The following is a 25489-nucleotide window of genomic DNA, read 5'->3' as shown; positions in this document are numbered from 1 at the left end:
ATCGTTCCCACGCTCTGCGTGGGAATGCCGCCAGGGACGCTCCGCGCCCCGCTCTAAAATCGTGACGCAGAGCGTCACGGGATGCATTCCCACGCGGAGCGTGGGAACGATCAGCTACAGGCCAGCTTTGACCTTGGCCGCGACATCCGCAGGCACCCATTGCTGCCACACTTGCGGCTGCTCTTTGAGGAACGCCAGCGCGACCTGGCGCGGCTGTTCACGTTTCTCGCTCATTTGCGCGAGGATGCCGTTGAGCAGGTCGATCGGCAGGTCAACTTTTTCAAAGAAGGTGACTAACTGTGGGTACTGCGCCTTGAACGGCGCCGACACACCAATCGCCAAGTGTGCAGGCATCGAACGGGTGCCAATGGGGTGCGGGTTGTTGGCGTCGGCCAGGGTTTTCCAGGCGTCGGCGTTGAAAGGCGGTTCTTCGAGCTTGATCAGCTTGAAGCGGCCCAGCAGTGGCGTCGGCGACCAGTAGTAGAACAACACCGGTTTGCCACGGCGGATCGAGGAGGCCACTTCAGCATCCAGCGCCGCGCCGGAACCGGTGCGGAAGTTGACGAAGGTATCGGTCAGGCCATAGGCCTTGAGCTTCTGGCTATTGACGATTTCCGAGGTCCAGCCGGTGGGGCTGTTGAGGAAGCGGCCTTTGCTCGGGTCTTCAGGGTCGCGAAATACGTCCTTGTAGCGCGCCAGGTCAGCCACTGACTTAAGCTGCGGCGCCAGCGGTTTGATGCCGCGTTCGGCCTCACCCTTGATCACGTATTCAGGCACCCACCAGCCTTCGGTGGCACCTTTGACCGTGTCGCCCAGGCCGAACACTTTGCCTTCGGCCTCGGCCTTGACCCACGCCGGACTGCGCCCGGCCCATTCTTCGCCGATCACCTGAATGTCGTCCTTGGCCAGGGCGGCTTCCAGGCTCACGGTGCTGCCTGGCAAGGTGTCGGTGGGCAGGCCGTAACCTTTCTCGACGATCAGGCGCAGCACTTCGGTGATAAGGCTGCCGCTTTCCCAGGTGATGTCGCCGAAGTGGATGGGTTTGATGGCCTCGGCGGCCTGGGTTGGCTGCGTCAGGACAGCGAGAGCCAGCAGCGAGCCACCGAGCAGGTTTTTAATTGTTTTCATGCAGAACCTCATTTTCCGGAACACAGGAGATCAACGGTGGGAGCTGGCTTGCCTGCGATGGCGATGGTGGCTTCAACATCGCTATCGCAGGCAAGCCAGCTCCCACACTGGATCGGTGTGCCACTCAAGTTGTTTAAAAGTCATAACTGAGCCGCGTGTAGCTGTATGGCTGGCCGGGCGTCTGGCGCAGGCAACGGTTGAGGGCGCGGGCCATGTAGCCGCTGACCGAGCGTTGGGAAATCCCCAATTTGGCGGCGATCTCGGGATACGTCAGGCCATTGAGCTGCGAAAGTAAAAAGGTCGCCCTGACCTTGGCCGGCAAGCCGTCGAGCAATTGGTCGATGGCCTGCAGGGCTTCGAGCATTTGCGCGAGGTCTTCAGGCGACGGTGCGTTGCAGGTTTCGTCGTTGTCCAGGGCGCCGAGATAAGCGCGTTCCAGGTCACGGCGACGCCACAGTTGGTACATCAAACGCTGAGCGATGGTGGTGAGCAAGGCGCGGGGCTGACGAATCGGCAGCACGCCGGGCGAACTCAGCAGTTGGACGAAGGTGTCGGCGGCGATGTCTTCGGCGTGTGCGCGGGAATCGAGGTGGCGGTGCAAACGGCTGCACAGCCAGTCGTAATGACTGCGGAACAATCCGCCCACGTAATCGCTGTGAGAAGTGTCGGCGCCGGACATAGTGGCTCCATCTGAGAAGGTTGCGCGTTATGTCCGGTGTTCCGGTGGAGCGATCCTAGCAAGGCCGCTTATTCTTTAATAATATTTAAAATGCATTCTTATATAACCGATTGTTCGCACGATCAGCGTCGATCAGCGTAGGTGCGGGTAGCCGGCAGTGGCGGCGGCTTGTTGATAGTTCAGCAGGACTTGATAGTCGTCTTCGCTGGCAGGCAGAACTGCCTGGATGCCCAGGGTTGCGACCACGTGCGGTAAATCCTGCAACGCCTGATTCATCACCTCACGAATGTGCGCCGCTTGCTCATCGCTCAAGTGCAGCGGGCCGATAAAGGGCAAGGTCGGGCTCGGCGCGCTGCGGGTGACGGTGCGCAGCCCCGCCACTTCTTCGGGGGCGAAACGGGCGAGGTAGTCGTAGGTCACGCTGTCGATGGCGGCAAGGTCGGCGCGGCCTTCGCGCAGCCAGCGCAGGCTTTCGCGGTGGGCGCCGCTGATGCCGACGCTGGCGAAGAAACGGCCGTCGCGTTGCAGCGGTGCAAGGCGTTCGCGCAGCAGGTTCATGCCGCTGTTGGAGTCGTGGCCGTTGATCACGCCGCGACTGTCGTAGAAGTCCGCCAGTTCGTTAAGCGGGTTGTCCTCGCGGGTCAGCAGCAGGCTGCAATGTTCGCCCTGGCTGCTGTGTGCCAGCTCATAGCGCGGGCGGCCGATCACGCGCACTTTGCCGCGCAACTGGGTCATCAGCGGGTAGCCACAGGTTTGCGTCACCAGCAGCTCGGGCGCGAGCCACAGGCCGTGCAGGTCGAGGTGGTCAGCGTTACGGCGCGTCAGGTTCAGGCGCTCAAAAATACGCGCCAGCCACGCTTGGTTGGCCTGTAGCACTGCTGCGGGCGCGACGTACATCAGCAGCTCGGCGTAGTGGTCACTCATGGTCGTCTCTCACGCAAAAGGGTGCCTTGGGCTGTCGATGGCCTTGAGGCCGTGGCGGCTGATCAACTGGCCATAACCCTGCACCAGAAAGCCGCCACTGCGCACGACCCATTGTTCACGTCGCGCCCGGTAGACCGTGGGCAGCAGATACCAGGGCAACTTGGGCAAGTCGTGGTGCACCAGGTGCAGGTTGTTATTGAGGAACAGCCAGGTCCACGGCCATGACGCTTCGTTGAGCACCGTACGCTGTTCCGGCTGCGGGTGTGGGCGGTGTTCATAGTAGGAACGGATCGACGCCAGGGACAAGGCTGGCGCGGTCACCAGCAGCAAGTAATGCCATACCGGGATGGCGCTGGAGTGGGCGATAAAGCTGAGCATCAGGATTGTCACGCCGCCGTGGGCCAGCCACATTGGCCACACCTGGGGCAGGCATCGGAGTTGATGACGCGCCAATCGGGCGATGGCCAGCGGCGATGCCAGCAGGAAACGCCCCAGTAGGGTTTTGGTCAGCCAGTGAACGCCGCGCTTGAGCAACGAGCTGTTATCCCACTGGTGTTGATTGAGGTAGCGGCTTTCCGGGTCGATGCCCGGCAGGGTCAGGTCTTTATCGTTGTGGTGCAACAGGTGACTGTCGCGGTACAGCGTGTAGGGATACCACACGGCAAACGGCGCGTAGCCGAGCAGTTTGTTGATCAGGGGCGAACGGGTGGGATGGCCATGCAGCAATTCGTGTTGCACCGACAGCCAGAGTGTCACCAACGGGATCAGCAACACCGTGCTCAGCCACAGGCCCAGCCAGTGGCTGGCGAGGATCACGGCGAACCAGCCGGTATATACGCCGATCAGCAACAGCCAGGTCGGCCATTCGGTGACTGCGGTAAAACTGCGTGCCAGGGCTTCGATTTCCCGGCGTTGGGTCAGATCAAGGTAGTTGGCCATCGGTAGCTCAGAGCAGGTGTTTCCTGCTCTGTGCAGTGAGGCGCAAAAATCTTGCAGATCGTTTGGTTCTAAGCTTGTAACTCAGTGACCGAACAGGCCGGTTTCAGTCTTTTTGGCTTTTTTGTCGGCGCGTTTTTCATCGGCGGTCTTTGCCGGCTTTTTCTTCGCGGCTTTCTTTGAATCCATACCTTTGGCCATGATGCATGCTCCACGTGAAGGGGATGTAACACTGGGTATACCACCTATTGCCCGGCAGAAGGCGCTTATAATCGGCGGCCCTTGATTACGTTGCTCAAACACCATGCCCGAACTGCACATCCAACTGCTGGCAGAGCCACTGTGGCCGCTGCTGAACAAGTTTTACCGCCGCCATAATTCGCCGATGAAGGCCCTCAAGGGCGGCCGCTTGTGGGTGGCGCGTGACAGCGAGATTGTCGCCGGGTTGTGCCTTACGCCTGTGGTGGGAGGGCAATGGCTGACCGGCGTGTTTGTTGACCCGGCCTATCGCGGCCACGGGCTCGCGGCGCGGTTGATTGCTGCGGCAGTGGCCGATGTGGAAGGCACGGTGTGGTTGCTGTGTCATCCGCAGCTGGAAGGGCTCTATCAACGTATGGGTTTCACCCAGGAAACCACCCTGCCCCAATCGCTGGGTGAGCGCCTGGCGCGCTACAAACGCAACAAGCCAATGATCGCCATGGGCTTAGACCTTTTAGTGAGGTCCACTGCGGATAATGTGTGATCGGCCCGTGCAAGGCCCGTGCTAGCCTCGACAGCACAGTGGCCCCTTACAGGATGATCATGAAAACCACGCTTGCAGCGCTGTCTCTTACCGCCCTCCTCGCTCCGGCTTTAAGCCAGGCAGCGAATGCGCCGATTACCGCCGAGCAATACGCCAGCGTGCTGGCCGGCAGTTGGCGCGACCCGGCCAATAGCGCGCGTGACGGTTACCGCCACCCGCAGCAAACCCTGGAGTTCTTCGGCCTGAGCGCCACACAGAGCGTGATCGAAATCACCCCGGGTGGCGGTTGGTTCAGCGAAATTCTCGCGCCGCTGCTCAAGGACCACGGGCATTACATCGCCGCCGTGCAAGCTGCCAGCAGCAGTGCTTATGCTGCGACGTCCGAACAGAACCTGAAAAACAAATTCGCCGCCGACCCTGCGCGCTATGCCAAGGCCGAAGTCGTCGAGTTCAACCCCAAGGCCCCGGTGCTCGGCAAACCAGCTTCGGTGGACGCCGTGCTGACCTTTCGCAATGTGCATAACTGGGTAGACGCAGGCACCGCGCCAGCGACCTTCAGCGCGTTCTACACCGTGCTCAAACCAGGCGGTGTGCTGGGCGTGGAAGATCACCGGGCCAAAGACGGCGCGGACCTGGAAGCGATCAAGGACAGCGGCTACCTGACCACGGCGCAAGTGGTGAAGCTGGCGACGGACGCCGGGTTCAAGCTGGCCGGGCAGAGCGAGGTGAATGCCAACCCCAAGGACACCAAGGACTACCCGGGCGGCGTGTGGACATTGCCGCCGTCGTTGCGGTATGGGGAGCAGGATAAGGCCAGGTATGTCGCGATTGGCGAGTCGGATCGGATGACGTTGCGGTTCGTTAAACCCGCCCGATAACTCTGTTTGGAATGCATTCCAAATGTGGGAGCTGGCTTGTGTGGGAGCTGGCTTGCCTGCGATGCAGGCACCTCGGTTTATCAGTGTCACCGAGGCGATGCTATCGCAGGCAAGCCAGCTCCCACATAAGCGCGCTCCGACATTTAGATATGAGCGTTCCTAAGGGTTACTCGTCAGCGTTTGGATCCATATCCGGGAACATCACTTCGATAAACCCGAACTTGCTGAAGTTGGTAATCCGCGAGGGATACAGCCGGCCGATCAGGTGATCGCATTCATGCTGCACCACCCGTGCATGGAAGCCGTCGGCAACGCGCACGATCGGCTCGCCCTTGGGATCGAAACCCTCGTAGCGAATCTGCTGGTAACGATCCACCGCGCCACGCAGGCCGGGCACCGACAGGCAACCTTCGTAACCTTCTTCGAGCACCGGGCTGAGCGGCGTGATCAGCGGGTTGATCAGGATGGTCTGCGGCACCGGCGGCGCATCCGGGTAGCGTTCGCTGGCCTCGAAACCAAAGATAACAAGCTGCAGGTCCACACCAATCTGCGGCGCGGCCAGGCCGACACCGCCGACGTGTTCCATGGTCTGGAACATGTCATCAATCAACTGCCACAGCTCAGGGCTGTCGAACATTTCCGGCGGAACCGGTGGCGCGATGCGCAGCAGGCGCTCGTCGCCCATTTTCAGGATTTCACGGATCATCGATCAGACTTCATCGGTAGTGGGCTTGGAGTGGTCCCGGCCCAGGCCTGAGACGTGCTGTTTTTCATTCGTGTGGCTGTCTTCATCGAATTCCTTTTCACCTGGGTCCTTGCCTTCGGCCGACATGTGCTCGATCACGGCATTCATCTCCGCGCCTAGCAACAACACAGCGGCGGAAATATAGAAGTACAGAAGCAGGACGATGATCGCACCGATACTGCCATACATCGCGTTGTAGTCAGCAAAGGTTTTGACGTAATAACCAAAGCCCAGCGAGGCAATGATCCACACCACCACGGCCAGCACTGAGCCTGGGGTGATAAAGCGGAATTTTTGCTCAACATCGGGCATCACGTAGTACATGAGGGCCACGGCGAACATCAGCAGAATCACGATCAAGGGCCAGCGCAGGATGGTCCATAAGGTGACCACGAATTCCTGCATGCCGATCTGCCCGGCGAGCCATTCCATCACTTGCGGGCCGAGCACCATCAGTGCGGCAGCAGCGAGCAACATGCCGGCGATGCCGACGGTGTAGAAAATCGACAGCGGGAAGCGCTTCCAGATCGGCCGGCCTTCGACCACGTCATAGGCGGCGTTCATCGCGCTCATCATCAGGCGCACGCCGGCCGAGGCGGTCCACAGCGCGATCACGATACCCACCGAGAGCAAACCGCCCTTGGACTGCTGCAACTGGTCGATCACCGGGTTGACCTGCTCCAGCGCCTGGGGCGGCAACACCAGTTCCGACTGCATGCGCAGCCAGGTAAAAAAGTCCGGCAGGTGCAGGAAGCCGATCAGGGCAATGAGGAACAGCAGGAAGGGAAACAGCGAGAACAGCATCTGGTAGGCCAGTGCCGAGGCGTAGGTGGGCATTTCGTCATCGACGAATTCCTTGACGGTGCGCAGCAGCACTTTGTGGAGCTTGAGGCCGTCTAGTACCGGAAAAATCATAGCGTCTCCTTTCGCCGCAAAAGGGTGAGGTCGTGGGCGACTCAGGGGCCGTTTTCTACATCAAAGTAGCCCATTTGGCGACTTTGAAACAATTTCCAAACTTTAGTTGCACGCTTCACATAAAAACGGCCATCCGTAGATGGCCGTCGGGCTGGATGAATCCAGCCGGCGATTCAGTGTTACTTGACGGCTTTTTTTACCGCATCTTTGGTGTCGCCGACGGCTTTTTCTACCTGACCTTTCTTCTCCTGCAAAACGCCTTCAGCGTGCAGCTTGTCATTGCCGGTGACTTTGCCGACACCTTGCTTGATGTTGCCGACAAGTTCATCTTTCAAACCTTTTGCCTTATCCGATGTGCTGCTCATGGTATTTCTCCGAAAGAACAATCAAGGGTTTTGGTCATTACCTAAAGATTGACCCGAGGCCGTTCGGCAGAGTTTCAATTATTTTCAGCGCGCATTTCATCGCAGCGAACAGGTTTGGCTTTATGTTTTGCCGCCAACCCACGAGAATGCCCGGCACATTCAGGCTATAACGCTGAATAACAGATCCCGTAGGAAGGTTATGAAACTCAATAAAGCACAGGCCATCGCCCGCAGAAACCAGGAACTGGGCGGTGCCGTACTCGGCGTCAACAACTGCCACTTCACCGACCTGGACAGCAAACGCAACATCTGGTGGTTCGACCTGCCGCTGGTGCGCATTGGTGTGGGCCAGTACGAGTGGGTTCACTTGTTGATGCACAACGCCGAGACTGACCAGTTGCTGCACCTGAAAGTGCCGACGGCGTTCCTGCGCGAACACATCGAAGGGTTGGTGGTGCGCAACGCGGGCAAGCGCAAGCCGGAGATTACCCTGGAGCTGAGCGCGGATAAGGATTCGTTCTTGAAGGATGTGCGCCCGGCAGGTGCTGGCGTGGGCTTCGCGCAGTTCGCCTTGTAACAACTCGATTAAAACATGTGGGAGCTGGCTTGCCTGCGATGGCGGTATACCCGTCACAGTTGGGCTAGCTGATCCACCGCTATCGCAGGCAAGCCAGCTCCCACATTGGACTGCATTCCAGTTCGGGCCAAAAAAAACCCCGCATCAGCGGGGTTTTTTATGGGTTACTTTTTAAGACCCAGCTTCTTCAGCTCTTCATCGCGCAACTCACGGCGCAGGATCTTGCCCACGTTGGTAGTCGGCAATGCATCACGGAACTCCACGGCCCTGGGCACCTTGTAGCCGGTGACGTTGGCGCGCATGTGTTCCATGACCTGGTCCTTGGTCAGGGTCGCGCCTGGCTTGACCACGATAAAGATCTTGATGTGCTCACCGGATTTTTCATCCGGCACACCGATGGCCGCACATTGCAGCACGCCCGGCAGGCTTGTCAGCACGTCTTCCAGTTCGTTGGGGTAGACGTTGAAACCGGAGACCAGAATCATGTCTTTCTTGCGGTCGACAATGCGGATGTAGCCGTCTTGCTGGATGATCGCGATGTCACCGGTCTTCAACCAGCCTTCACTGTCGAGCATTTCGGCGGTGGAGTCGTCGCGCAACCAGTAGCCCTTCATCACCTGCGGGCCTTTCACACACAGCTCGCCGGTTTCGCCCAGCGCCAACTCGGTGCCGTCGTCGGCGATGACTTTGCACAGCGTGGAAGGCACCGGAATGCCGATGGTGCCGATCTGGATATGCTGGATCGGGTTGACGGTGGCCACCGGGCTGGTTTCGGTCATGCCGTAACCTTCACAGATGCCACAGCCGGTCACGGCTTTCCAGCGCTCAGCCGCAGCCAGTTGCAGGGCCATGCCGCCCGACAAGGTCACTTTGAGTGCGGAGAAGTCCAGCTTGCGGAACGCCTCGTTATTGCACAGCGCCACGAACAGCGTGTTCAAGCCGACAAAGCCGCTGAACTTCCACTTCGACAGTTCCTTGACCATCGCCGGCAGGTCGCGCGGGTTGCTGATCAGGATGTTGTGGTTGCCGATCAGCATCATCGCCATGCAATGAAAGGTGAACGCATAGATGTGGTACAGCGGCAGCGGCGTGATCAGGATCTCGCAGCCTTCGTTGAGGTTGGAGCCCATCAGCGCCTTGCACTGCAACATGTTGGCGACAAGGTTGCGGTGGGTGAGCATCGCGCCCTTGGCCACGCCGGTGGTGCCACCGGTGTATTGCAGCACGGCCACATCGCCGCTGGCCGGGCTGGCGTCGTTAACCGGTTGGCCGTGCCCCTTGGCCAGCACGTCGTTGAACTTGATCGCATTGGGCAAGTGATAGGCCGGGACCATTTTCTTCACGTACTTGATGACGCTGTTGATCAGCAGGCGCTTGAACGGCGACAGCAAGTCAGCGACTTCGGTGACGATCACGTGCTTGACGGCAGTCTTGGGCACGACTTTTTCAGCCAGGTGCGCCATGTTTGCCAGGCAGACCAGGGCCTTGGCCCCAGAATCATTGAATTGGTGTTCCATTTCCCGCGCGGTGTACAGCGGGTTGGTGTTGACCACGATCAGCCCGGCACGGATGGCACCGAACACGGCCACCGGGTATTGCAGGACGTTGGGCAGTTGCACGGCGATTCGATCGCCGGGCTTCAAATCGGTATGCTGTTGCAGGTAGGCGGCGAAGGCGCCGGACAATTCGTAGAGTTCACCGTAGGTGATGGTCTTGCCCAGGTTGCTGAAAGCCGGTTTGTCGGCGAAGCGCTGGCAGGACTGTTTCAGTACCGCCTGAATATTCTGATACTCGTCTGGATTGATGTCTGCAGCAATCCCGGCGGGGTACTTATCCTTCCAAAAGTCTTCGTTCATGGAAGCCCACTCCTCAGCGACGCGAATTCATCATCGCATTTGATGCGATTATTATTGGTGTATGTTTTTTTAGGTGAATCTGGCGCTTTCAAGCAGGCCGAGAAGTCACAAAGCGCGCCGAGAGTAGCAGCTTTGCCAAGGGCCGCCTAGAGCCAAAAGAAGGCCCTACAGTCATAAACATGACTCAAGAATATCTAATGGTCATTTTTAGAGCAAAGATTCTATAAGCCAGGAAATCGCTCTGGAATGGGCTTTACGGAGCGATAAACAGCAATGTGGGAGCTGGCTTGCCTGCGATAGCGGTGAATCAGTCGATAAATCGGGTGACTGATACATGGCTATCGCAGGCAAGCCAGCTCCCACATTTTTTATTGCATTTCACATCAGGCGATGTCGCGCAGCTCCCTGCGCAAAATCTTGCCCACCGGCGTCATCGGCAACGACTCACGCAACACAATGTGCTTGGGCACCTTGTACCCGGTGAAGTTGGTCTTGCAGTACGCCTTCAACTCATCAACGCTCACACCTTGGGCGCGCGCCACCACAAACAGCTTCACCGCCTCGCCGGTGCGTTCGTCCGGTACGCCGATCACCGCGCAGTTGGCCACTGCTGGATGCGCCATCACCACGTCTTCGATCTCGTTGGGGTACACATTGAAGCCCGAGACGATGATCAGGTCTTTCTTGCGATCGACGATGCTGACAAAACCATCGGTGTCGATCACCGCAATATCACCGGTTTTGAGCCAACCTTCGGCGTCCAGGGTCTCGGCGGTGGCCACGGGTTGCTGCCAGTAACCCTTCATCACCTGCGGGCCTTTGATGCACAGCTCGCCGCGCTCGCCCAGGGGCAGCTCGCGGCCTTCATCATCAATCACTTTCATCGCCGTGCCCGGCACCGGAATGCCCACGGTGCCCAGCCGCGACTGGCTGCCGTAGGGGTTGGTGCTGGCCACCGGCGAGGTTTCGGTGAGGCCGTAACCTTCGCCGATGGAGCAACCGGTGAGTGCCTTCCAGCGCTCGGCGGTGGCCTTGACCAGCGCAGTGCCACCCGAATTGGTGATCTTGAGATGGGAGAAATCCAGGGTCTTGAAGTCGGGGTGATCCATGAGCGCCACGAACAGCGTGTTCAACCCGAGCAAGCAGGAGAACCGCCACTTTTTCAGCTCCTTGATAAACCCGCCGATGTCACGCGGGTTGGTGATCAGCACGTTGTGGTTGCCGGTCACCATCATGCACATGCAGTTCGCGGTAAAAGCATAGATGTGGTACAGCGGCAGCGGCGCAATCATCACCTCCTGCCCTTCTTTCACCAGCGGCTGGCCGTCATCGGTGACCTGGGACATGCACGCCCGCGCCTGCTGCATATTCGCCACCAGGTTGCCGTGGGTGAGCATCGCGCCCTTGGCCAGGCCGGTGGTGCCGCCGGTGTATTGCAGCACGGCGATATCATCCAGCGTCACCGGGTGGCGAACCACCGCCTGGCCCGCGCCCATGCGCAAGGCGCGCTTGAACGACACCGCACGTGGCAGGCTGTAGGCCGGGACCATTTTCTTGACCTTGTCGACCACGGTGTTGACCAGCCATCCTTTGGCGGCGGGCATGAGGTCGCCCATCCTGGCTTCGATCAGGTAGTCGATCTCGGTGTCGGTGCACACGTCCTGCACCCGCGAACCGAACAGGTTGAGATAGACCAGCGCGCGCACGCCGGCATCCTTGAACTGGTGGCGCATCTCACGCGGGGTGTACAGCGGGTTGGTGTTGACCACGATCAACCCGGCGCGCAGCGCGCCGAACACCGCAATCGGGTAATGCAGCACGTTGGGCATCTGCACCGCGATGCGCTCGCCAGGCTTGAGGTCGGTGTGGTTTTTCAGGTAGCCGGCGAACGCGGCACTCTGGCGCTCAAGCTCGGCGTAGGTCAGGGTGATGCCCATGTTGCTGAACGCCGGACGGTCGGCAAAGGCCTTGCAGGAGCGTTCAAAGACTTCGATCACCGATTTGTAGGTAGTGAGGTCGATATCATTGGGAACGCCCGCCGCGCGTTTGTCATTCCAGAAATCAGGTTGCATTATTCTTGTCCTCGTACCTGAGTGTGTCCGGCCGCTTTCTCATTGGTATAAAAAGCGGAGCTTTGGGGACGTTAGCAGCTATGGCCAAACAGGCAAATACGCGCAACTGTGTCATTTATTGTATGAATCTTGCCCCTAACGTGTAGGCAGATACACCAGCCCCGGCCAGATGAGCTATACACTGCAACGACCCTGAGCAAAGGAAGCGCTATGAATCACAGCACCTTCTGGCTGACCGCGAATGACCGCAGCCGCCTGTACGTCAATCAATGGCTGCCGGACGGGCCCGCCAAGGCCATGATCATGCTGTCCCACGGCATGGCCGAACACAGCGGGCGCTATGCACGCCTGGCCGAAGCGCTGTGCGCAGCCGGCTACGGCCTGTACGCGCCGGACCAGCGTGGCCATGGCCGCACCGCCGATGAAGGCACGCTGGGCCTGTACGCCGAAAAGGATGGCTGGAATAAAGTGGTGGGCGACCTCGCCAGCCTCAACCAGCACATCGGCCAGCAGCAGCCGGGCCTGCCGATCATCTTGCTGGGCCACAGCATGGGCAGCTATATCGCCCAGGCGTACCTGTTGCACCATAGCGCGAGCCTGAACGGGGCGATTCTCAGCGGTTCGAATTACCAGCCGGTGGCGCTTTACCGCGCCGCCGGCGTCATTGCCCGACTGGAGCGCGCACGCCAAGGCCTGCGCGGGCGCAGTGCATTGATCGACTTTTTGTCGTTCGGCTCATTCAACAAGGCATTCAAGCCCAACCGCACCGCGTTTGACTGGCTAAGCCGCGACCCGCTGGAGGTGGACAAGTACATCAATGACCCGCTGTGCGGCTTTCGCTGTACCAACCAGTTGTGGATCGACTTGCTCGGCGGCTTGCAGCAAATCAGCAAAGCGTCCAACCTCGCACAGATCGATCCGGGCCTGCCAATTATGATAATGGGCGGCGAATGTGATCCGGTAAGTGAAGGCAAACGTCTCAAAAGCCTGGCCCATGCCCTGCGTGAGGCTGGTTGCCAGAACCTGCAATTGAATATCTACCCGCAGGCGCGTCATGAAGTGTTCAACGAAACCAACCGCGATGACGTGACAGCGGATGTTCTGAAGTGGCTCGACCAGGCCTTGACGTTACGCAGGCCGGCGCGCTGCGAGTAACTTTTTCCTTTAAAATCAATCTATTAAATTACCGATTAGCCACAGGATGCACCTTTAGATGACCCAGGTTACCAACACCCCATACGAAGCCCTCGAAGTCGGCCAGACCGCCAGCTACAGCAAGACCGTCGAAGAGCGCGATATCCAGCTGTTCGCGGCGATGTCCGGCGACCACAACCCGGTGCACCTGGATGCCGAGTACGCCAAGGCGACCATGTTCAAGGAGCGTATCGCCCACGGCATGTTCAGCGGCGCGTTGATCAGTGCAGCGGTAGCGTGCGAGCTGCCTGGGCCGGGCACTATCTACATCGGCCAGCAGATGAGCTTCCAGAAGCCGGTAAAAATCGGCGACACCTTGACCGTGCGCCTGGAGATCCTGGAGAAGTTGCCCAAGTTTCGTGTGCGCATCGCCACGCGCGTCTTCAACCAGCGCGATGAGCTGGTGGTGGACGGTGAGGCTGAAATTCTTGCGCCGCGCAAGCAACAGGTTGTTACGTTGACTGAGCTGCCGCCGATCAGCATTGGCTGATAGAAATCTCAAAATCAATACAAAGCAAATGTGGGAGCTGGCTAGCCTGCGATACACACCTCGGCGTATCAGTTACACCGGGGTGATGCTATCGCAGGCAAGCCAGCTCCCACATTCAGTTACAGCTTAGGCAGTTACAACACAGGGCTTACGATTTAGCGCGAGCCTGGTTACGCAGGGCTTTCACCTGGTCGTGGTTACGTTGTGCGCCGTGGAACTGACGCTCAACCAGGTCACGAATACCCAGCAGGTTGTGCTTGTTGATTTTCTCGATCGCTTCCTTGTAAGCCTTCAGGGCGTGGTCTTCACCGCGCTCGGCTTCGTTCAGTACTGCCTCTTCATCTTTACCGGTGACCAGCGACTTCACGTCGACCCAGCCACGGTGCAGAGCGCCGGCAACCGAACCGGATTCTTCCGGATCGCCACCCAGGGCACGCACGGCGGTTTGCAGCTCGGCTGCGGCAGTGGCGCAATCGGCGGAGCGTTTCTGGAACAGCGCCTTGAGCTCAGGATGCTTGATGTCTTCAGCACAAGTCGCGAAGCCTTTCTGGCCGTCTTTGCTGGTTTCGATCAGGTCGTTGAGTACGGAGATCGATTCTTTGTTGATGTCAGTCATTTTTCAATTCCTTGTGCAGGTTAGAAGGTTGTCTTAATGAGTGCAGCGCCCGTGCCAGGTTTTGAAAAATTAATTTATTGATATATATCAGCTACTTACAAAATATTGAACCATCTGTATGTACGTTATTTGCATGATCTGTCATTTGGCCTTCATGCAGAATGCCTGTATTTTCCAAGGACTCGACGCCAACCCTTGAAGCCCATGAACCCCGAAAAACTCGAATTGCTGATCACCCGCGAAATGCCCTTCGGCAAGTACAAGGGACGCATCATCGCCGACCTGCCCGGCCCCTACCTGAACTGGTTTGCCCGTGAAGGTTTTCCTCACGGCGAGCTGGGCGGTTTGCTCGCTTTGATGCAGGAAATCGACCACAACGGCCTGTCCGAACTGCTGGAGCCGCTGCGCGTAAAACACGGCAAACCTGCCCCCCGTCATTAAAGAGCGCCCGCTATGCCAAGGAATGCAGACAACGAACGTCACTGGCACGCCATCGCCCAGCGCTATGAGCTGGAGCCTGGCCCGATCAATCTGGAAAACGGCTACTTCGGGCGCATGAGCCGTGCTGTGCAGGCGCAGTATCTGGAGCATGTGGCCTTTATCAACCGCAGCAACTCGCTGTATGTGCGTCAGCGCTTTGAGCAAGGTGAAAATGTCGAGATCCGTCGGCAACTGGCCGGGCTGATCGATGCGGATCCGGAGGCGATCGCTTTCACCCGCAACGCCACCGAGGCTCTGCAATCGCTGATCCGCAACTACAACGGCCTGCAACCAGGCGATCAGGTGCTGATCAGTGATCTGGAGTACGACACGGTCAAAGGTGCCATGCGTTGGTTGGCTGGTGTTCGCGGTGTGGAGGTAGTCGAACTTACCCACGCCCACCCGGCCAGTTTCGACAGCCTGGTGCAGACCTATCGCGATGCGTTCGTGCAGTACCCGCGCCTCAAGCTGATGGCGCTGACCCATGTCACCCACCGCACCGGCCTGGTGATGCCTGTCGCAGCCATCGCCAAGGCGGCGCGTGAGCATGGCGTGGACGTGATTCTTGATGGCGCCCATGCGTTGGGCCAGATTGACTTCAACCTCGCCGAACTGGGCATTCAGTTCGCCGGGTTCAACCTGCATAAATGGATCGGCGCGCCGCTGACCCTGGGTTTTCTGTACATCGCCCCAGAGCGCCTGGTCGATATCGACCCGGACATGGGTGAGTTTCACTACCCCGCCAGCGACGTGCGTGCGCGCACCTCCTACAGCACGCCGAATTTTCCGGCGTTGATGACCTTGCCGTTGGTGCTGGAGGAACATCGCAACCTCGGCGGCTCGGCGGCCAAGGGTGCGCGCGTCAATTACCTGCGTGATCGCTGGGTCAGCCAGGTGCGCGGGTTGCCGGGGATTGAGGTGCTGACACCGGATGATCCGCGGCTGTATTGCGCGATTACGGCGTTCAAGTTTACTGGGCGGGATCAGACGGCGATGGCGGATCGGTTGCTCAAGGAGTACGACCTGTTTACCACCACGCGCACAGGTGCGGCGTTTGGAACCTGTATTCGGGTGACGCCTGGGCTAGTGACGTCGGCGGCAGACATCGATGTGTTGGTCAACGCAATAACTGAGTTAAGCACGGACTAAAACTGTGGGAGCTGGCTTGCCTGCGATGGCGGTGTATCAGTAGAAACATCCTAACCTGACCCACCGCTATCGCAGGCAAGCCAGCTCCCACAGTTGATCGGAGTTGAATGTGAGTTTTTTGCAGGCAAAAAAAAGCGGTACACCGACCAAGTGCACCGCAAAAATGCCGTTAAGCACAGCAACAACGATTCGGTAAATCAGATCAGTCCAGCAGTGCCAGCGCCTGTGCGGTGACTTCCTGGATACGGGCCCAGTCGCCGTTCTTGACCCATTCAGGGTCCAGCATCCAGCTACCGCCCACGCACATCACGTTTTTCAACGCCATGTAGTTTTTGATGTTGGCCGGGCCAACGCCGCCGGTTGGGCAGAATTTAACTTCGCCGAACGGGCCGCCCAGGGCCTTGATTGCAGCCACGCCGCCGCTGACTTCGGCCGGGAACAGCTTGAAGCGGCGATAACCCAGGCCATAGCCTTCCATGATGCCGGAAGCATTGCTGATGCCAGGCAACAGCGGAATCGGGCTGTGCACCGAGGCTTCCAGCAGGTCACGGGTAATGCCGGGGGTGACGATGAACTGCGAACCGGCAACCTCGGCCGCTTCGAGCATGTGGCGGTCGAGTACGGTGCCGGCACCGGTGCACAGTTCAGGGCGTTGCTCGCGCAGTACCTGAATGGCCTTGAGGCCGAACTCGGAGCGCAGGGTCACTTCCAATGCGGTCAAACCGCCGGCTGCCAGGGCATCGGCCAGCGGCAGGATGTCCTGTTCGCGGGCGATGGTGATCACCGGCAGGATCCGCGCCTTGGCGCAGAGGCTGTCGATCAGGGCAACTTTGTCCGCCATGGACACGGTCGGTTGAGGGCTTTTCATAGCGGCTGATCCTTGGCTCATGGGCACCAGTAAATCTCTAAAGTAGGTTGCAAAAACGCGCGAATCGGCATGGCAGCAACGTCGTCACTGGCCAGCGCGGCGCTCAAGGTGGTCAATTTCGAACTGCCGGAAATCGACAGCACGGTGTAATGGGCCGTGGCCAGCAGCGCGCGACTCATGGTCAGGCGCTGGTGCGGCACAGTCGGCGCCAGCATCGGCCAGCAACGGCGCGTGCCGTCAGGCTTGAGCGCCTCGCCCAGGTTGGGGCTGTTGGGGAACAGCGATGCGGTGTGGCCGTCATCGCCCATGCCGAGTACCAGCACATCGATCGCGGGTAGCTCTGCCAACTGGCGATCGGCCAGTTCGGCGGCGTCTTCCAGGTTCGCGGCAACGTTGTACAGGCTGAGGAACTTGGCCTTGGCCGCCGGGCCCTGGAGCAAATACTTTTTCAACAGGCCGGCATTGCTGTCGGCATGTTCCACCGGCACCCAGCGCTCGTCGGCCAGGGTGATGGTGACCTTGGACCAGTCCAGGCCTTGTTTGGCCAGGTTCTGAAAAAACGCCACGGGGCTGCGGCCACCGGACACGACCAGGGTCGCTTCGCCACGGGCACTGATGGCCGCGCGCAGTTGCTCGGCCACGTCAGTGGCCAGGCCATCGGCCAGCAACACCGGCGTGCGGTACTCATGGGCTGTCACGCCCTGAGGCAGTTTCAATTCAGATATCGCCATACCACGACCTCCCATCCCGCGTGATCAGTGCAATTGAGCTCATCGGCCCCCAGGACCCCGCCGCATACGGCTTGGGTGCATCACCGGATTTTTTCCACCCGGCGATCAACTGGTCACACCACTTCCACGCGGCTTCGATTTCATCTTTGCGAACAAACAGGTTCTGATTGCCGCGCATTACTTCCAGCAACAGCCGCTCGTAGGCATCGGGAATCCGTGCGCTGCGATAGGTGTCGGAAAAATTCAGTTGCAGCGGGCCGCTGCGCAGTTGCATGCCCTTGTCCAGGCCTTGCTCTTTGGTCATCACGCGCAAGGAAATACCTTCGTCCGGCTGCAGGCGGATGATCAGTTTGTTGCTGATCTGCAGGCGCTGCTCGGGGGCGAAGATATAGTGGGACGGTTCCTTGAAGTGAATGACGATCTGCGACAGCTTTTGCGGCATGCGTTTGCCAGTACGCAGGTAGAACGGCACGCCAGCCCAACGCCAGTTGCGGATATCGGCACGCAGGGCGACGAACGTCTCGGTGTCGCTCTGGGTGTTGGAGTTCTCTTCTTCCAGGTAGCCCGGCACCGGCTTGCCGGCGCTGTAGCCGGCGATGTACTGGCCGCGCACCACTTGGGTGGTCAGGCCTTCCGGGCTGATCGGCGCCAGGGCCTTGAGCACCTTGACCTTCTCGTCACGGATGCTGTCGGCGGACAGGTCGGCCGGTGGGTCCATGGCGATCAGGCACAGCAGCTGCAGCAAGTGATTCTGGATCATGTCACGCAGTTGGCCGGCCTTGTCGAAGTAACCCCAACGGCCTTCGATACCGACCTGCTCGGCCACGGTGATTTCCACGTGGGAAATGTAGTGCTGGTTCCACTGGGTTTCGAACAGGCTGTTGGCGAAACGCAGCGCAATCAGGTTCTGTACGGTTTCTTTGCCCAGGTAGTGGTCGATGCGGTAGGTGCGGTTTTCCGGGAAAAACTGCGCCACGGCGTCGTTGACCTTGCGCGAGGATTCCAGGTCCGAACCGATGGGTTTTTCCAGCACCACGCGGGTGTTGTCCGCCAGGCCGACCTTGGCGAGGTTCTCGCAGATCGCGCCATACACCGCCGCCGGGGTGGCGAAATAGGCGATCAGGCGTTGGTCGCTGCCGACTTTTTCGGCCAGAGCGACGTAGTCATCGGCTTTCATGAAGTCGACGTGCACGTAGGCCAGACGCGCCAGGAAGCGCGCGGCCACAGCTTCGTCGAGTTCCTTGCCGACGTAGTTACGCAGTTCTTTTTCGATATGGGCCAGGTGCTCCTGCTCGGAACCGGCTTCACGGGCCAGGCCCAGGATGCGCGTATCGTCGTGCAGCAGCCCGGCGCCATCGAGTTGGTAGAGGGCAGGAAATAACTTGCGCAGCGCCAGATCACCCAAGGCGCCAAACAGGGCAAAGGTGCAGGGTTCTACGGTTATCGAAGGCATGATGTTTGTTCTTTTATCAAGTTAAGCTACAAATACCTTTTTTCAAGGCATCACTCAAGGAAAAATGTAGTAATAACCACAACATTTTCCCGAAATACGCATTCCGAGTGGTGGTGTTCAGCTACCCTCAGTAGGATAGGCCACCGCAAAGGGCCACTCGTCGATGGGTTACCGCCCTTTATTTGCATCGTCGCCCGAAGGAAAGACTGAATGGACCGCGTGCGAAATCTTCTGGAACAGATCCGGAACCGCCTCGAAGAATTGAACAAGGCCGAGAAAAAAGTCGCCGAGGTCATCCTGCAAAACCCACAGCAGGCAACCCGCTTCTCGATCGCCGCCCTCGCCCAAGCCGCTTCGGTCAGTGAACCGACGGTCAACCGTTTCTGCCGTTCGTTCGGCGTCAGCGGTTACCCTGAACTTAAATTGCAGCTGGCGCAAAGTCTGGCCAGTGGTGCGGCGTATGTGAGCCGCGCCGTGGAGGCCGATGATAACCCTGAGGCCTACACCCAGAAGATCTTTGGCAGCGCCATTGCCTCTCTGGACAGCGCCTGCCAGGCCCTCGACCCGGCGCTGATCAGCAAGGCCGTGGATTTGTTGATCCAGGCGCGGCAGATCCACTTCTTTGGCCTGGGCGCTTCGGCACCGGTGGCCATGGATGCGCTGCACAAGTTCTTCCGTTTCAACCTGGCCGTGACCGCCCATGCCGACGTGCTGATGCAGCGCATGATCGCGTCTGTGGCGCATACCGGCGAGCTGTTTGTGATCATTTCCTACACCGGGCGTACGCGGGAGCTGGTGGAAGTGGCGCGTATCGCCCGCGAAAACGGTGCGTCGGTACTGGGCGTGACTGCCGAGAACTCGCCCTTGGCCAAGGCCAGTACGGTGAGCTTGAACATTCCATTGCCGGAAGACACTGACATCTACATGCCGATGACGTCGCGGATCATTCAGTTAACGGTGCTGGACGTGCTGGCAACCGGCATGACCTTGCGCCGCGGGGTGGATTTCCAGCCGCATCTGCGCAAGATCAAAGAGAGCTTGAATGACAGCCGGTATCCGGTGGGGGATGAATTCAACTAGCAGCAATCTCCACCAGCAGTACCGACCCTATAGCAGGCAAGCCAGCTCCCAAAGTGAACCGAGCTGCCCATTTGGAATGCATTCCCCTGTGGGAGCTGGCTTGCCTGCGATAGCGCCATAAGCTCCACCACTAAACCCCGGCCCGCGCCTGCAAACTCAGGTGCGCCCGCTCCCCCGGCGCCAGACTGGCTGCCGCCATCGCCGACTCCACACACACAAACCCCGACGCCTCGTTAAAGCTCACGCCCAACAACGGCCGGCTGCCTGGATGCCACACCACGGTGTCAGCGCTGTCGCCGGTGTCGATGCACAGCTCACGTTGCCAGGCGTGGTCTTTGAGCTGCAGTTCACCCTCATGCTGGAACACCCGCTGGCATCCACCATCCACCCTTAGCTCGCCTTCCTGCTGGCAAACCTGGCGACTGAGCTGGTCATAACCTTGCGCGCCATCAAGCCCAGACAGCGCTATCTCGTCGACGTGACCAATACGCCAGTAAGCGTGCAACGCATGGCTCAACTGGCACGGCAATTCGTCCTGGTGCTCGGTGCTCAAGCGCAACTCAAGGGTTTCGCCCAGGTGCGCGTGCAGGTCGACCTGCCAGTCGCACAGCTGCAATTGCCAGTGCAGGCGCACACCGTCGTCGTCGGTGCTGCTGTCGAGCAGTTTCCAGTCGATCAGCCGCGCCCAGCCATGGGACGGCCAGGCGTTTTCGCTCGGATGGCGCCCATACCAGGGCCAGCACACCGGCACGCCACCACGGATGGCGCCGACTTGTGGCCACTTGGCTGCGCACCACAGCCAGGGTTTCTGGCCTGTGGGCTGAAAGTGCAGCAATTGCGCACCCTGGCGGCTGAACACCGCCTGGCACAGCGGATGGTCGATCACCAATACATCGCGCATCTGAAAGCGCTCCCAGGCGAACACCGGTTGTTCACGCAGGGATTTGAAAAAGCGTTGCAGCGGATGCTCATGCATGTGCCACGGTCCTGGAGTTCATTGTTGCTCAAGCTTGGTTACCCTGTGGGAGCTGGCTTGCCTGCGATGGCATCGCCTCGGCCATCCAGGCAGACCGCGTCGTTTGCATCGCAGGCAAGCCAGCTCCCACATGGGTAGTGCAGTACGCCCCAAAAAAAGCGGGTAGCCATGGCTACCCGCAAAATGCGCACAGAGAGAAGGAGCTTATCGCAACAGCGTTAGAACGTAGACTGAATTTTCAGGCCCGCTACCAACGCGTTGTCGACTTTATCGACGCCACCTGGGTGGGTAACGTATTGCAGGTTAGGACGCACGGTCAGCCAGTTGGTGACGTGGAAGCCGTAGTTGATTTCAGTGTTGTACTCGGTGTCACGCAGCGGCGCGTAGCCCACCTGATCGTAGTCGGTGAAACCACCGGCTGCGTTCAGCAACTCTGCGTTTTTCCTCACGTCCTGGTTGACATGGATGCGGGAGAAACCGATACCGACGTCATCTTTTGGACGCGCATCGAACGGGCCTTTGTAGACCAGCATCAACGACTGATAGTTGTCGACGAGGTTGGTGTCCTTGTCGTGGAAGGTGGCGTTGGCCGCGATGTTCAGGCCGCGCGACGCGTCGCCGTTATGGGTGGTAAGTTGCTGCTGCACAACGCCCCAATAGCCGCTTTTGCTGCTACGGGTACGGTAAGCCAAGCCTGAGGTGGCGGCATCGTTGCCGTTTACGTCTTCACGTACGTCGCTGGCATCCGCGGCGCTCTTGTAGTAACCCACGCGGTATTCGCCCGGCAGGCCATTGACCTTCGGCGACCAGACCAACTCCACCGGAATCACGGTGCCCTTGGTGCCGCTGCCGCTGAGTTTGAAGCCATTGCCGTGCTCAAGCTGCGACGGGTTCTGGTTGTACGCACCGATCTGCGCATACAGCTCAGGCGTGATGTTGTACTTCACGCGGATAGCGGCCTGGGCGACCGGCCAGTTGTACCAGGTGTTTACATAGTTACCCACCTGCGAGCCGCAGAACGACAGGTTCTGGAAGTCGCATGGGAAGGTGTTGAAGTCTTCGCCTTCACCGAAGTAACCGAGTTTCACGTCCAGCTTGTTATCGAACATCTGGTGCTGAATCCAGAACTGGGTCAGACGCACCATGTGGCCACGACCATAGACTTCCATCGACGAACTCAGCGTGCCGGCACGCGGGTCACCGATACGGTCGTTGGAGATGTTTTGGCCATTACGGTTGGTCAACTGGATCTTGGCCTGGGTGTTGTCCCAGCCCCACAGCTTTTGCAGATCGAGCGCTACGCCCAACCCAAACTGGTCGGAGTAACGGCCGGTCTTGTCGTCGTTATAGCCGCCGTGCAGGTTGGCGCCCATTTCCCCTACGTAGTCAGCCTTGATGTCGATACCTTGCTCGATCAGCTTGGTACGCTCGCCACCCCAATCGCCGGTCATCCACTTGGAATCGGCGCTGAATGCATCGGCCGCCATCGCATTGGCGGACAATACCAGGGCTGCTGCTGCTGACAGTTGGCAGATCAGCCGAGTGTTGTTGTGTTGCTTTTTCATCCCTACATCCTCGTCTTTATTGTTATTTAACTGTTTTTATCTAACGCGGGTTACTTTTTTTAACCAAAACAACAAGTTATCTGCTTCAGCGGCCTTTGAATTGGGCCACGTTGTCGGCATGCCCGTGTGCAGGCAATGAGGCAGCAGTGCCCAAGCGTTCTCCGGTTTTGGCGTCGAACAGCAATACCTTGGCCGGGTCGAATTGCAGGGTCAGGGTCTCACCGACCTGCGGTGCAACGTCCGGCGCGAGGCGGCAGCAGACTTTGGTGTCGTTGAGTTGCACAAACACCAACGTGTCCGGACCGGTTGGCTCAGTGACCTGGACTTCGGCACGAATGCTCGACGACCCATTCGCTTCACCCGTGGCCAGAACAATTTGCTCCGGGCGCAGACCCAGGATCACATCGCGATCTTCAAGCCCAGCATCACTCATACCCAGCGGCAGCTCGCAACGGGCCTGGCCGCTGTCGAGCAGTGCCACCAGGCGACCGTCCTTGCGTTGCAGGCGCAAAGGTATGAAGTTCATTGGAGGTGAACCGATAAAGCTTGCCACAAACAGGTTGGCCGGGTCGTTATAGATTTCTTTCGGCGTGCCAAATTGTTGAATGATGCCGTCCTTCATCACCGCCACTTTATCGCCCAGGGTCATTGCTTCGATCTGGTCGTGGGTGACGTATACGGTGGTGGTTTTCAGGCGCTGGTGCATCAGTTTCATTTCGGTGCGCATCTCGACACGCAGCTTGGCGTCGAGGTTGGACAGCGGTTCGTCGAACAGGTAGATCTTCGGCCGACGTGCCAGGGCGCGGCCCATGGCCACACGCTGTTGCTGGCCACCGGACAACTGACCTGGCTTGCGGTTAAGCAGGTGCTCGATCTGCAGCAGCTTGGCCACGCGCGCCACTTCGGCGTCAATATCCGCCTGGGGCATCTTGCGGATCTTGAGACCGAACTCGATGTTCTCGCGCACGCTCATGGTCGGGTACAGCGCGTAGGATTGAAACACCATGGCGATGTCACGGTCCTTGGGGCTCATGCCGCTCACGTCCTGGTCGCCGATCATGATCGCGCCGCCGGTGATGGTCTCAAGGCCGGCGATGCAGTTCATCAGCGTGGATTTACCGCACCCCGAAGGGCCGACCAGAATCAGGAACTCACCCTCTTTGATCGACAGTTCGATGTTCTTCAAGGTGTCGGGCAGGCCGGCGCCATAGGTCTTGTTTACATTGCGAAGTTCGAGCGTAGCCATGATTACCCCTTGACCGCGCCGGCCGTGAGGCCGCGCACGAAATACTTGCCTGCGATCACATAGACCAGCAGGGTCGGCAGCCCGGCGATCATCGCCGCCGCCATATCCACGTTATATTCCTTGGCCCCGGTGCTGGTGTTGACCAGGTTGTTCAGCGCCACCGTAATGGGCTGCGAGTCGCCGCTGGAGAACACCACGCCAAACAGGAAGTCGTTCCAGATCTGGGTGAACTGCCAGATCAGGCAGACCATGATGATCGGCGTCGACATCGGCAGAATGATCAGCCGGAAGATGGTGAAGAAACCTGCACCGTCCAGTCGCGCCGCCTTGATCAGAGCATCCGGAATGCTCACGTAGTAATTACGGAAGAACAGCGTAGTAAACGCCAACCCGTAGACCACGTGCACAAACACCAGGCCCGTGGTGGTACTGGCCAGGCCCATCTTGCCGAGGGTGAACGAGGCCGGCAGCAGCACGGTCTGGAACGGCAGGAAGCAGCCGAACAGCAGCAAGCCGAAGAACAGCTGCGAACCTTTGAAGCGCCAGAACGACAGCACATAGCCGTTCAACGCGCCGATGGCGGTGGAGATCAGTACCGCCGGAACGGTGATCTTGATCGAGTTCCAGAAGTAACCGTCAACGGTGGCCCAGGCCTTGACCCAGCCGATGCCGGTCACGACGGTCGGCCAGCTCAGCAGGTTGCCGGTACTGATGTCTTCGGGGGTTTTGAAGCTGGTCAGCAGCATCACCACCAGCGGCACCAGGTACAGCAGCACGGCGAGGATCAGCACCGCGTAGATCGCGATGCGACTCAGGCTGATGGCAGGTTTGGAGGCGAGACTAGTCATTGCGCTTGGTCCTCAGCTCGGAATACAGGTAAGGCACGATGATCGCGAGGATCGCGCCGAGCATCAGGATTGCACTGGCCGAGCCCATGCCCATCTGGCCACGGCTGAAGGTGAACGAGTACATGAACATCGCAGGCAGGTCGGACGAGTAGCCCGGGCCGCCGGCGGTCATGGCCGCTACCAGGTCGAAGCTCTTGATCGCGATGTGCGCGAGGATCATCACCGCACTGAAGAACACCGGGCGCAGGCTTGGCAGCACCACGCTCCAGTAGATGCGCGGCAGGCTGGCGCCATCGATTTGCGCGGCGCGCACGATCGACTGATCAACGCCACGCAGGCCGGCCAGGAACATCGCCATGATGAAGCCCGAGGCTTGCCACACGGCGGCAATCACCAGGCAGTACACCACGCGGTCGGGGTCGATCAGCCAGTCGAGACGGAAGCCTTCCCAGCCCCAGTCACGCAGAAGTTTGTCCAGGCCCATGCCCGGGTTGAGCAGCCATTTCCAGGCCGTACCGGTCACGATCATCGAGAGCGCCATCGGGTACAGGTAAATGGTGCGGATAAAGCCTTCGCGGCGGATTTTCTGGTCGAGGAAAATCGCCAGTGTCACGCCGATCACCAAGGTGATGCCGATAAACATCCCGCCGAACAGCGCCAGGTTCTTGCTCGCCACCCACCAACGGTCGTTGTCGAACAACCGCGCGTATTGTGCAAGACCAGCCCATTTGTAGCTGGGCAGGAACGTGGACGTGGTGAACGACAGCACGAATGTCCACAGGATGTAGCCGTAGAAGCCCACCAGCACGATGAACATGCTCGGCGCCAGCACCAGCTTAGGGAGCCAGCGCTGCAGCGCATCGAACGGCGAGGCCTTGCTGAACACAGCAACAGAACTCATGGGAAAATCCAGTACAGGGAAAAAGGACTACAGGAGCAAGCCTTGTGAGGGGTCAGGGGGTTTCCCCTCACAAGG

At 59.2% G+C, this 25489-nt stretch carries 26 protein-coding genes; 8 read left to right on the top strand and 18 right to left on the bottom strand.

What is annotated here, in order from left to right; genetic code table 11:
• Nucleotides 1-114 precede the first annotated feature (114 nt).
• The 4 genes from AOA62_RS30180 to AOA62_RS30165 all read right to left on the bottom strand — a co-directional run bounded on the left by AOA62_RS30180 (nucleotide 115) and on the right by AOA62_RS30165 (nucleotide 3670).
• Nucleotides 115-1128: an ABC transporter substrate-binding protein gene (locus AOA62_RS30180; RefSeq protein ID WP_099550461.1), complete on the bottom strand. Its 1014-nt coding sequence runs from the start codon at nucleotides 1126-1128 to the stop codon at nucleotides 115-117.
• Between the two features lie 133 nt (nucleotides 1129-1261).
• Nucleotides 1262-1807: a sigma-70 family RNA polymerase sigma factor gene (locus AOA62_RS30175; protein WP_099550460.1), complete on the bottom strand. Its 546-nt coding sequence runs from the start codon at nucleotides 1805-1807 to the stop codon at nucleotides 1262-1264.
• 132 nt (nucleotides 1808-1939) lie between these two features.
• On the bottom strand, nucleotides 1940-2731 hold the full coding sequence (locus tag AOA62_RS30170; protein WP_099550459.1) for a phosphate/phosphite/phosphonate ABC transporter substrate-binding protein: 792 nt from the start codon (nucleotides 2729-2731) through the stop codon (nucleotides 1940-1942).
• A 9-nt stretch (nucleotides 2732-2740) separates the two neighbouring features.
• On the bottom strand, nucleotides 2741-3670 hold the full coding sequence (locus tag AOA62_RS30165; protein ID WP_099550458.1) for a fatty acid desaturase: 930 nt from the start codon (nucleotides 3668-3670) through the stop codon (nucleotides 2741-2743).
• 301 nt (nucleotides 3671-3971) lie between these two features.
• On the opposite strand from AOA62_RS30165, the gene AOA62_RS30160 reads away from it, so the two are divergent.
• Both AOA62_RS30160 and AOA62_RS30155 read left to right on the top strand, forming a co-directional pair.
• Nucleotides 3972-4409 carry a GNAT family N-acetyltransferase gene (locus AOA62_RS30160; protein WP_017139201.1) on the top strand — a complete coding sequence of 146 codons (438 nt, stop codon included), beginning with the start codon at nucleotides 3972-3974 and terminating at the stop codon, nucleotides 4407-4409.
• A gap of 59 nt (nucleotides 4410-4468) precedes the next feature.
• Nucleotides 4469-5287, top strand: coding sequence for a class I SAM-dependent methyltransferase (locus AOA62_RS30155; protein WP_099550457.1), 819 nt, complete (start codon nucleotides 4469-4471; stop codon nucleotides 5285-5287).
• Between the two features lie 166 nt (nucleotides 5288-5453).
• Here the strand turns inward: AOA62_RS30155 and def are convergent, their stop codons facing one another.
• The 3 genes from def to AOA62_RS30140 all read right to left on the bottom strand — a co-directional run bounded on the left by def (nucleotide 5454) and on the right by AOA62_RS30140 (nucleotide 7312).
• Nucleotides 5454-5993, bottom strand: a complete 540-nt coding sequence (gene def / locus AOA62_RS30150) for a peptide deformylase (protein WP_099550456.1) — start codon at nucleotides 5991-5993, stop codon at nucleotides 5454-5456.
• A 3-nt stretch (nucleotides 5994-5996) separates the two neighbouring features.
• Nucleotides 5997-6947, bottom strand: a complete 951-nt coding sequence (locus AOA62_RS30145; protein ID WP_017139198.1) for a YihY/virulence factor BrkB family protein — start codon at nucleotides 6945-6947, stop codon at nucleotides 5997-5999.
• Between the two features lie 179 nt (nucleotides 6948-7126).
• Nucleotides 7127-7312: a CsbD family protein gene (locus tag AOA62_RS30140; RefSeq protein WP_017139197.1), complete on the bottom strand. Its 186-nt coding sequence runs from the start codon at nucleotides 7310-7312 to the stop codon at nucleotides 7127-7129.
• Nucleotides 7313-7511: 199 nt separating this feature from the next.
• Between AOA62_RS30140 and AOA62_RS30135 the strand changes: the two genes are divergently transcribed.
• Entirely contained in the window at nucleotides 7512-7889 is a 378-nt protein-coding gene (locus AOA62_RS30135; protein ID WP_017139196.1) for a hypothetical protein, read from the top strand.
• Between the two features lie 164 nt (nucleotides 7890-8053).
• On the opposite strand, the gene fadD1 is transcribed toward AOA62_RS30135, so the two are convergent.
• Nucleotides 8054-9745 (bottom strand): long-chain-fatty-acid--CoA ligase FadD1, encoded by a 1692-nt coding sequence (fadD1, locus tag AOA62_RS30130; protein WP_099550455.1) that lies wholly within the window; start codon nucleotides 9743-9745, stop codon nucleotides 8054-8056.
• Between the two features lie 383 nt (nucleotides 9746-10128).
• On the bottom strand, nucleotides 10129-11817 hold the full coding sequence (gene fadD2, locus AOA62_RS30125; RefSeq protein ID WP_099550454.1) for a long-chain-fatty-acid--CoA ligase FadD2: 1689 nt from the start codon (nucleotides 11815-11817) through the stop codon (nucleotides 10129-10131).
• Between the two features lie 210 nt (nucleotides 11818-12027).
• Here fadD2 and AOA62_RS30120 point away from each other — a divergent pair, with 210 nt between their 5' ends.
• Together AOA62_RS30120 and AOA62_RS30115 are read left to right on the top strand one after the other, a co-directional pair.
• On the top strand, nucleotides 12028-12972 hold the full coding sequence (locus AOA62_RS30120) for an alpha/beta hydrolase (protein WP_099550453.1): 945 nt from the start codon (nucleotides 12028-12030) through the stop codon (nucleotides 12970-12972).
• A 58-nt stretch (nucleotides 12973-13030) separates the two neighbouring features.
• A complete protein-coding gene (locus tag AOA62_RS30115; protein ID WP_003175719.1) occupies nucleotides 13031-13501 on the top strand; it encodes a MaoC family dehydratase in 471 nt (156 codons plus the stop codon).
• 148 nt (nucleotides 13502-13649) lie between these two features.
• Here the strand turns inward: AOA62_RS30115 and AOA62_RS30110 are convergent, their stop codons facing one another.
• A complete protein-coding gene (locus AOA62_RS30110; RefSeq protein ID WP_099550452.1) occupies nucleotides 13650-14117 on the bottom strand; it encodes a PA2169 family four-helix-bundle protein in 468 nt (155 codons plus the stop codon).
• Nucleotides 14118-14321: 204 nt separating this feature from the next.
• Here AOA62_RS30110 and AOA62_RS30105 point away from each other — a divergent pair, with 204 nt between their 5' ends.
• Together AOA62_RS30105 and AOA62_RS30100 are read left to right on the top strand one after the other, a co-directional pair.
• Nucleotides 14322-14558: a DUF3820 family protein gene (locus tag AOA62_RS30105; RefSeq protein ID WP_017139191.1), complete on the top strand. Its 237-nt coding sequence runs from the start codon at nucleotides 14322-14324 to the stop codon at nucleotides 14556-14558.
• 12 nt (nucleotides 14559-14570) lie between these two features.
• On the top strand, nucleotides 14571-15746 hold the full coding sequence (locus AOA62_RS30100; protein WP_099550451.1) for an aminotransferase class V-fold PLP-dependent enzyme: 1176 nt from the start codon (nucleotides 14571-14573) through the stop codon (nucleotides 15744-15746).
• 202 nt (nucleotides 15747-15948) lie between these two features.
• On the opposite strand, the gene AOA62_RS30095 is transcribed toward AOA62_RS30100, so the two are convergent.
• From AOA62_RS30095 to zwf, 3 genes are read right to left on the bottom strand one after another with little or no spacing between them, the layout of a single operon-like run.
• Complete coding sequence (locus tag AOA62_RS30095; RefSeq protein WP_026013852.1) at nucleotides 15949-16614, bottom strand: bifunctional 4-hydroxy-2-oxoglutarate aldolase/2-dehydro-3-deoxy-phosphogluconate aldolase; 666 nt, start codon at nucleotides 16612-16614, stop codon at nucleotides 15949-15951.
• A gap of 17 nt (nucleotides 16615-16631) precedes the next feature.
• Nucleotides 16632-17345 carry a 6-phosphogluconolactonase gene (pgl, locus tag AOA62_RS30090; RefSeq protein WP_026013851.1) on the bottom strand — a complete coding sequence of 238 codons (714 nt, stop codon included), beginning with the start codon at nucleotides 17343-17345 and terminating at the stop codon, nucleotides 16632-16634.
• Nucleotides 17332-18798 carry a glucose-6-phosphate dehydrogenase gene (gene zwf / locus AOA62_RS30085; RefSeq protein ID WP_099550450.1) on the bottom strand — a complete coding sequence of 489 codons (1467 nt, stop codon included), beginning with the start codon at nucleotides 18796-18798 and terminating at the stop codon, nucleotides 17332-17334. Before zwf ends, pgl begins: the two co-directional genes overlap by 14 nt.
• 219 nt (nucleotides 18799-19017) lie before the next feature.
• Here zwf and AOA62_RS30080 point away from each other — a divergent pair, with 219 nt between their 5' ends.
• Complete coding sequence (locus AOA62_RS30080; protein WP_169985276.1) at nucleotides 19018-19878, top strand: MurR/RpiR family transcriptional regulator; 861 nt, start codon at nucleotides 19018-19020, stop codon at nucleotides 19876-19878.
• A 130-nt stretch (nucleotides 19879-20008) separates the two neighbouring features.
• Here the strand turns inward: AOA62_RS30080 and AOA62_RS30075 are convergent, their stop codons facing one another.
• The 5 genes from AOA62_RS30075 to AOA62_RS30055 all read right to left on the bottom strand — a co-directional run bounded on the left by AOA62_RS30075 (nucleotide 20009) and on the right by AOA62_RS30055 (nucleotide 25414).
• A complete protein-coding gene (locus AOA62_RS30075; protein WP_017139187.1) occupies nucleotides 20009-20854 on the bottom strand; it encodes a D-hexose-6-phosphate mutarotase in 846 nt (281 codons plus the stop codon).
• Between the two features lie 218 nt (nucleotides 20855-21072).
• On the bottom strand, nucleotides 21073-22419 hold the full coding sequence (locus AOA62_RS30070; protein ID WP_017139186.1) for a carbohydrate porin: 1347 nt from the start codon (nucleotides 22417-22419) through the stop codon (nucleotides 21073-21075).
• A gap of 85 nt (nucleotides 22420-22504) precedes the next feature.
• Nucleotides 22505-23665 (bottom strand): ABC transporter ATP-binding protein, encoded by a 1161-nt coding sequence (locus AOA62_RS30065; protein ID WP_017139185.1) that lies wholly within the window; start codon nucleotides 23663-23665, stop codon nucleotides 22505-22507.
• A 2-nt stretch (nucleotides 23666-23667) separates the two neighbouring features.
• Entirely contained in the window at nucleotides 23668-24513 is an 846-nt protein-coding gene (locus tag AOA62_RS30060) for a carbohydrate ABC transporter permease (RefSeq protein ID WP_017139184.1), read from the bottom strand.
• Complete coding sequence (locus AOA62_RS30055) at nucleotides 24506-25414, bottom strand: carbohydrate ABC transporter permease (protein WP_017139183.1); 909 nt, start codon at nucleotides 25412-25414, stop codon at nucleotides 24506-24508. Before AOA62_RS30055 ends, AOA62_RS30060 begins: the two co-directional genes overlap by 8 nt.
• Nucleotides 25415-25489: the final 75 nt, after the last annotated feature.

It is taken from the genome of Pseudomonas sp. 2995-3, assembly GCF_002742565.1.
Lineage (GTDB): Bacteria > Pseudomonadota > Gammaproteobacteria > Pseudomonadales > Pseudomonadaceae > Aquipseudomonas > Aquipseudomonas edaphica.
The sequence above is the reverse complement of the archived record's forward strand: the minus strand, read 5'-3'. Positions and strand labels throughout refer to the sequence as shown.

Excerpts from the sequence above, each read along its gene's own strand:
- AOA62_RS30095 (WP_026013852.1), bottom strand. The coding sequence starts at position 16,614 with ATGAAAAGCCCTCAACCGACCGTGTCCATGGCGGACAAAGTTGCCCTG.
- AOA62_RS30175 (WP_099550460.1), bottom strand. The coding sequence starts at position 1,807 with ATGTCCGGCGCCGACACTTCTCACAGCGATTACGTGGGCGGATTGTTC.
- AOA62_RS30155 (WP_099550457.1), top strand. The coding sequence starts at position 4,469 with ATGAAAACCACGCTTGCAGCGCTGTCTCTTACCGCCCTCCTCGCTCCG.
- zwf (WP_099550450.1), bottom strand. The coding sequence starts at position 18,798 with ATGCCTTCGATAACCGTAGAACCCTGCACCTTTGCCCTGTTTGGCGCC.
- AOA62_RS30180 (WP_099550461.1), bottom strand. The coding sequence starts at position 1,128 with ATGAAAACAATTAAAAACCTGCTCGGTGGCTCGCTGCTGGCTCTCGCT.
- AOA62_RS30055 (WP_017139183.1), bottom strand. The coding sequence starts at position 25,414 with ATGAGTTCTGTTGCTGTGTTCAGCAAGGCCTCGCCGTTCGATGCGCTG.
- AOA62_RS30100 (WP_099550451.1), top strand. The coding sequence starts at position 14,571 with ATGCCAAGGAATGCAGACAACGAACGTCACTGGCACGCCATCGCCCAG.
- AOA62_RS30060 (WP_017139184.1), bottom strand. The coding sequence starts at position 24,513 with ATGACTAGTCTCGCCTCCAAACCTGCCATCAGCCTGAGTCGCATCGCG.
- AOA62_RS30070 (WP_017139186.1), bottom strand. The coding sequence starts at position 22,419 with ATGAAAAAGCAACACAACAACACTCGGCTGATCTGCCAACTGTCAGCA.
- AOA62_RS30120 (WP_099550453.1), top strand. The coding sequence starts at position 12,028 with ATGAATCACAGCACCTTCTGGCTGACCGCGAATGACCGCAGCCGCCTG.
- AOA62_RS30135 (WP_017139196.1), top strand. The coding sequence starts at position 7,512 with ATGAAACTCAATAAAGCACAGGCCATCGCCCGCAGAAACCAGGAACTG.
- AOA62_RS30145 (WP_017139198.1), bottom strand. The coding sequence starts at position 6,947 with ATGATTTTTCCGGTACTAGACGGCCTCAAGCTCCACAAAGTGCTGCTG.
- AOA62_RS30170 (WP_099550459.1), bottom strand. The coding sequence starts at position 2,731 with ATGAGTGACCACTACGCCGAGCTGCTGATGTACGTCGCGCCCGCAGCA.
- AOA62_RS30110 (WP_099550452.1), bottom strand. The coding sequence starts at position 14,117 with ATGACTGACATCAACAAAGAATCGATCTCCGTACTCAACGACCTGATC.
- fadD1 (WP_099550455.1), bottom strand. The coding sequence starts at position 9,745 with ATGAACGAAGACTTTTGGAAGGATAAGTACCCCGCCGGGATTGCTGCA.
- def (WP_099550456.1), bottom strand. The coding sequence starts at position 5,993 with ATGATCCGTGAAATCCTGAAAATGGGCGACGAGCGCCTGCTGCGCATC.
- AOA62_RS30140 (WP_017139197.1), bottom strand. The coding sequence starts at position 7,312 with ATGAGCAGCACATCGGATAAGGCAAAAGGTTTGAAAGATGAACTTGTC.
- fadD2 (WP_099550454.1), bottom strand. The coding sequence starts at position 11,817 with ATGCAACCTGATTTCTGGAATGACAAACGCGCGGCGGGCGTTCCCAAT.
- AOA62_RS30165 (WP_099550458.1), bottom strand. The coding sequence starts at position 3,670 with ATGGCCAACTACCTTGATCTGACCCAACGCCGGGAAATCGAAGCCCTG.
- AOA62_RS30065 (WP_017139185.1), bottom strand. The coding sequence starts at position 23,665 with ATGGCTACGCTCGAACTTCGCAATGTAAACAAGACCTATGGCGCCGGC.
- AOA62_RS30105 (WP_017139191.1), top strand. The coding sequence starts at position 14,322 with ATGAACCCCGAAAAACTCGAATTGCTGATCACCCGCGAAATGCCCTTC.
- pgl (WP_026013851.1), bottom strand. The coding sequence starts at position 17,345 with ATGGCGATATCTGAATTGAAACTGCCTCAGGGCGTGACAGCCCATGAG.
- AOA62_RS30115 (WP_003175719.1), top strand. The coding sequence starts at position 13,031 with ATGACCCAGGTTACCAACACCCCATACGAAGCCCTCGAAGTCGGCCAG.
- AOA62_RS30075 (WP_017139187.1), bottom strand. The coding sequence starts at position 20,854 with ATGCATGAGCATCCGCTGCAACGCTTTTTCAAATCCCTGCGTGAACAA.
- AOA62_RS30160 (WP_017139201.1), top strand. The coding sequence starts at position 3,972 with ATGCCCGAACTGCACATCCAACTGCTGGCAGAGCCACTGTGGCCGCTG.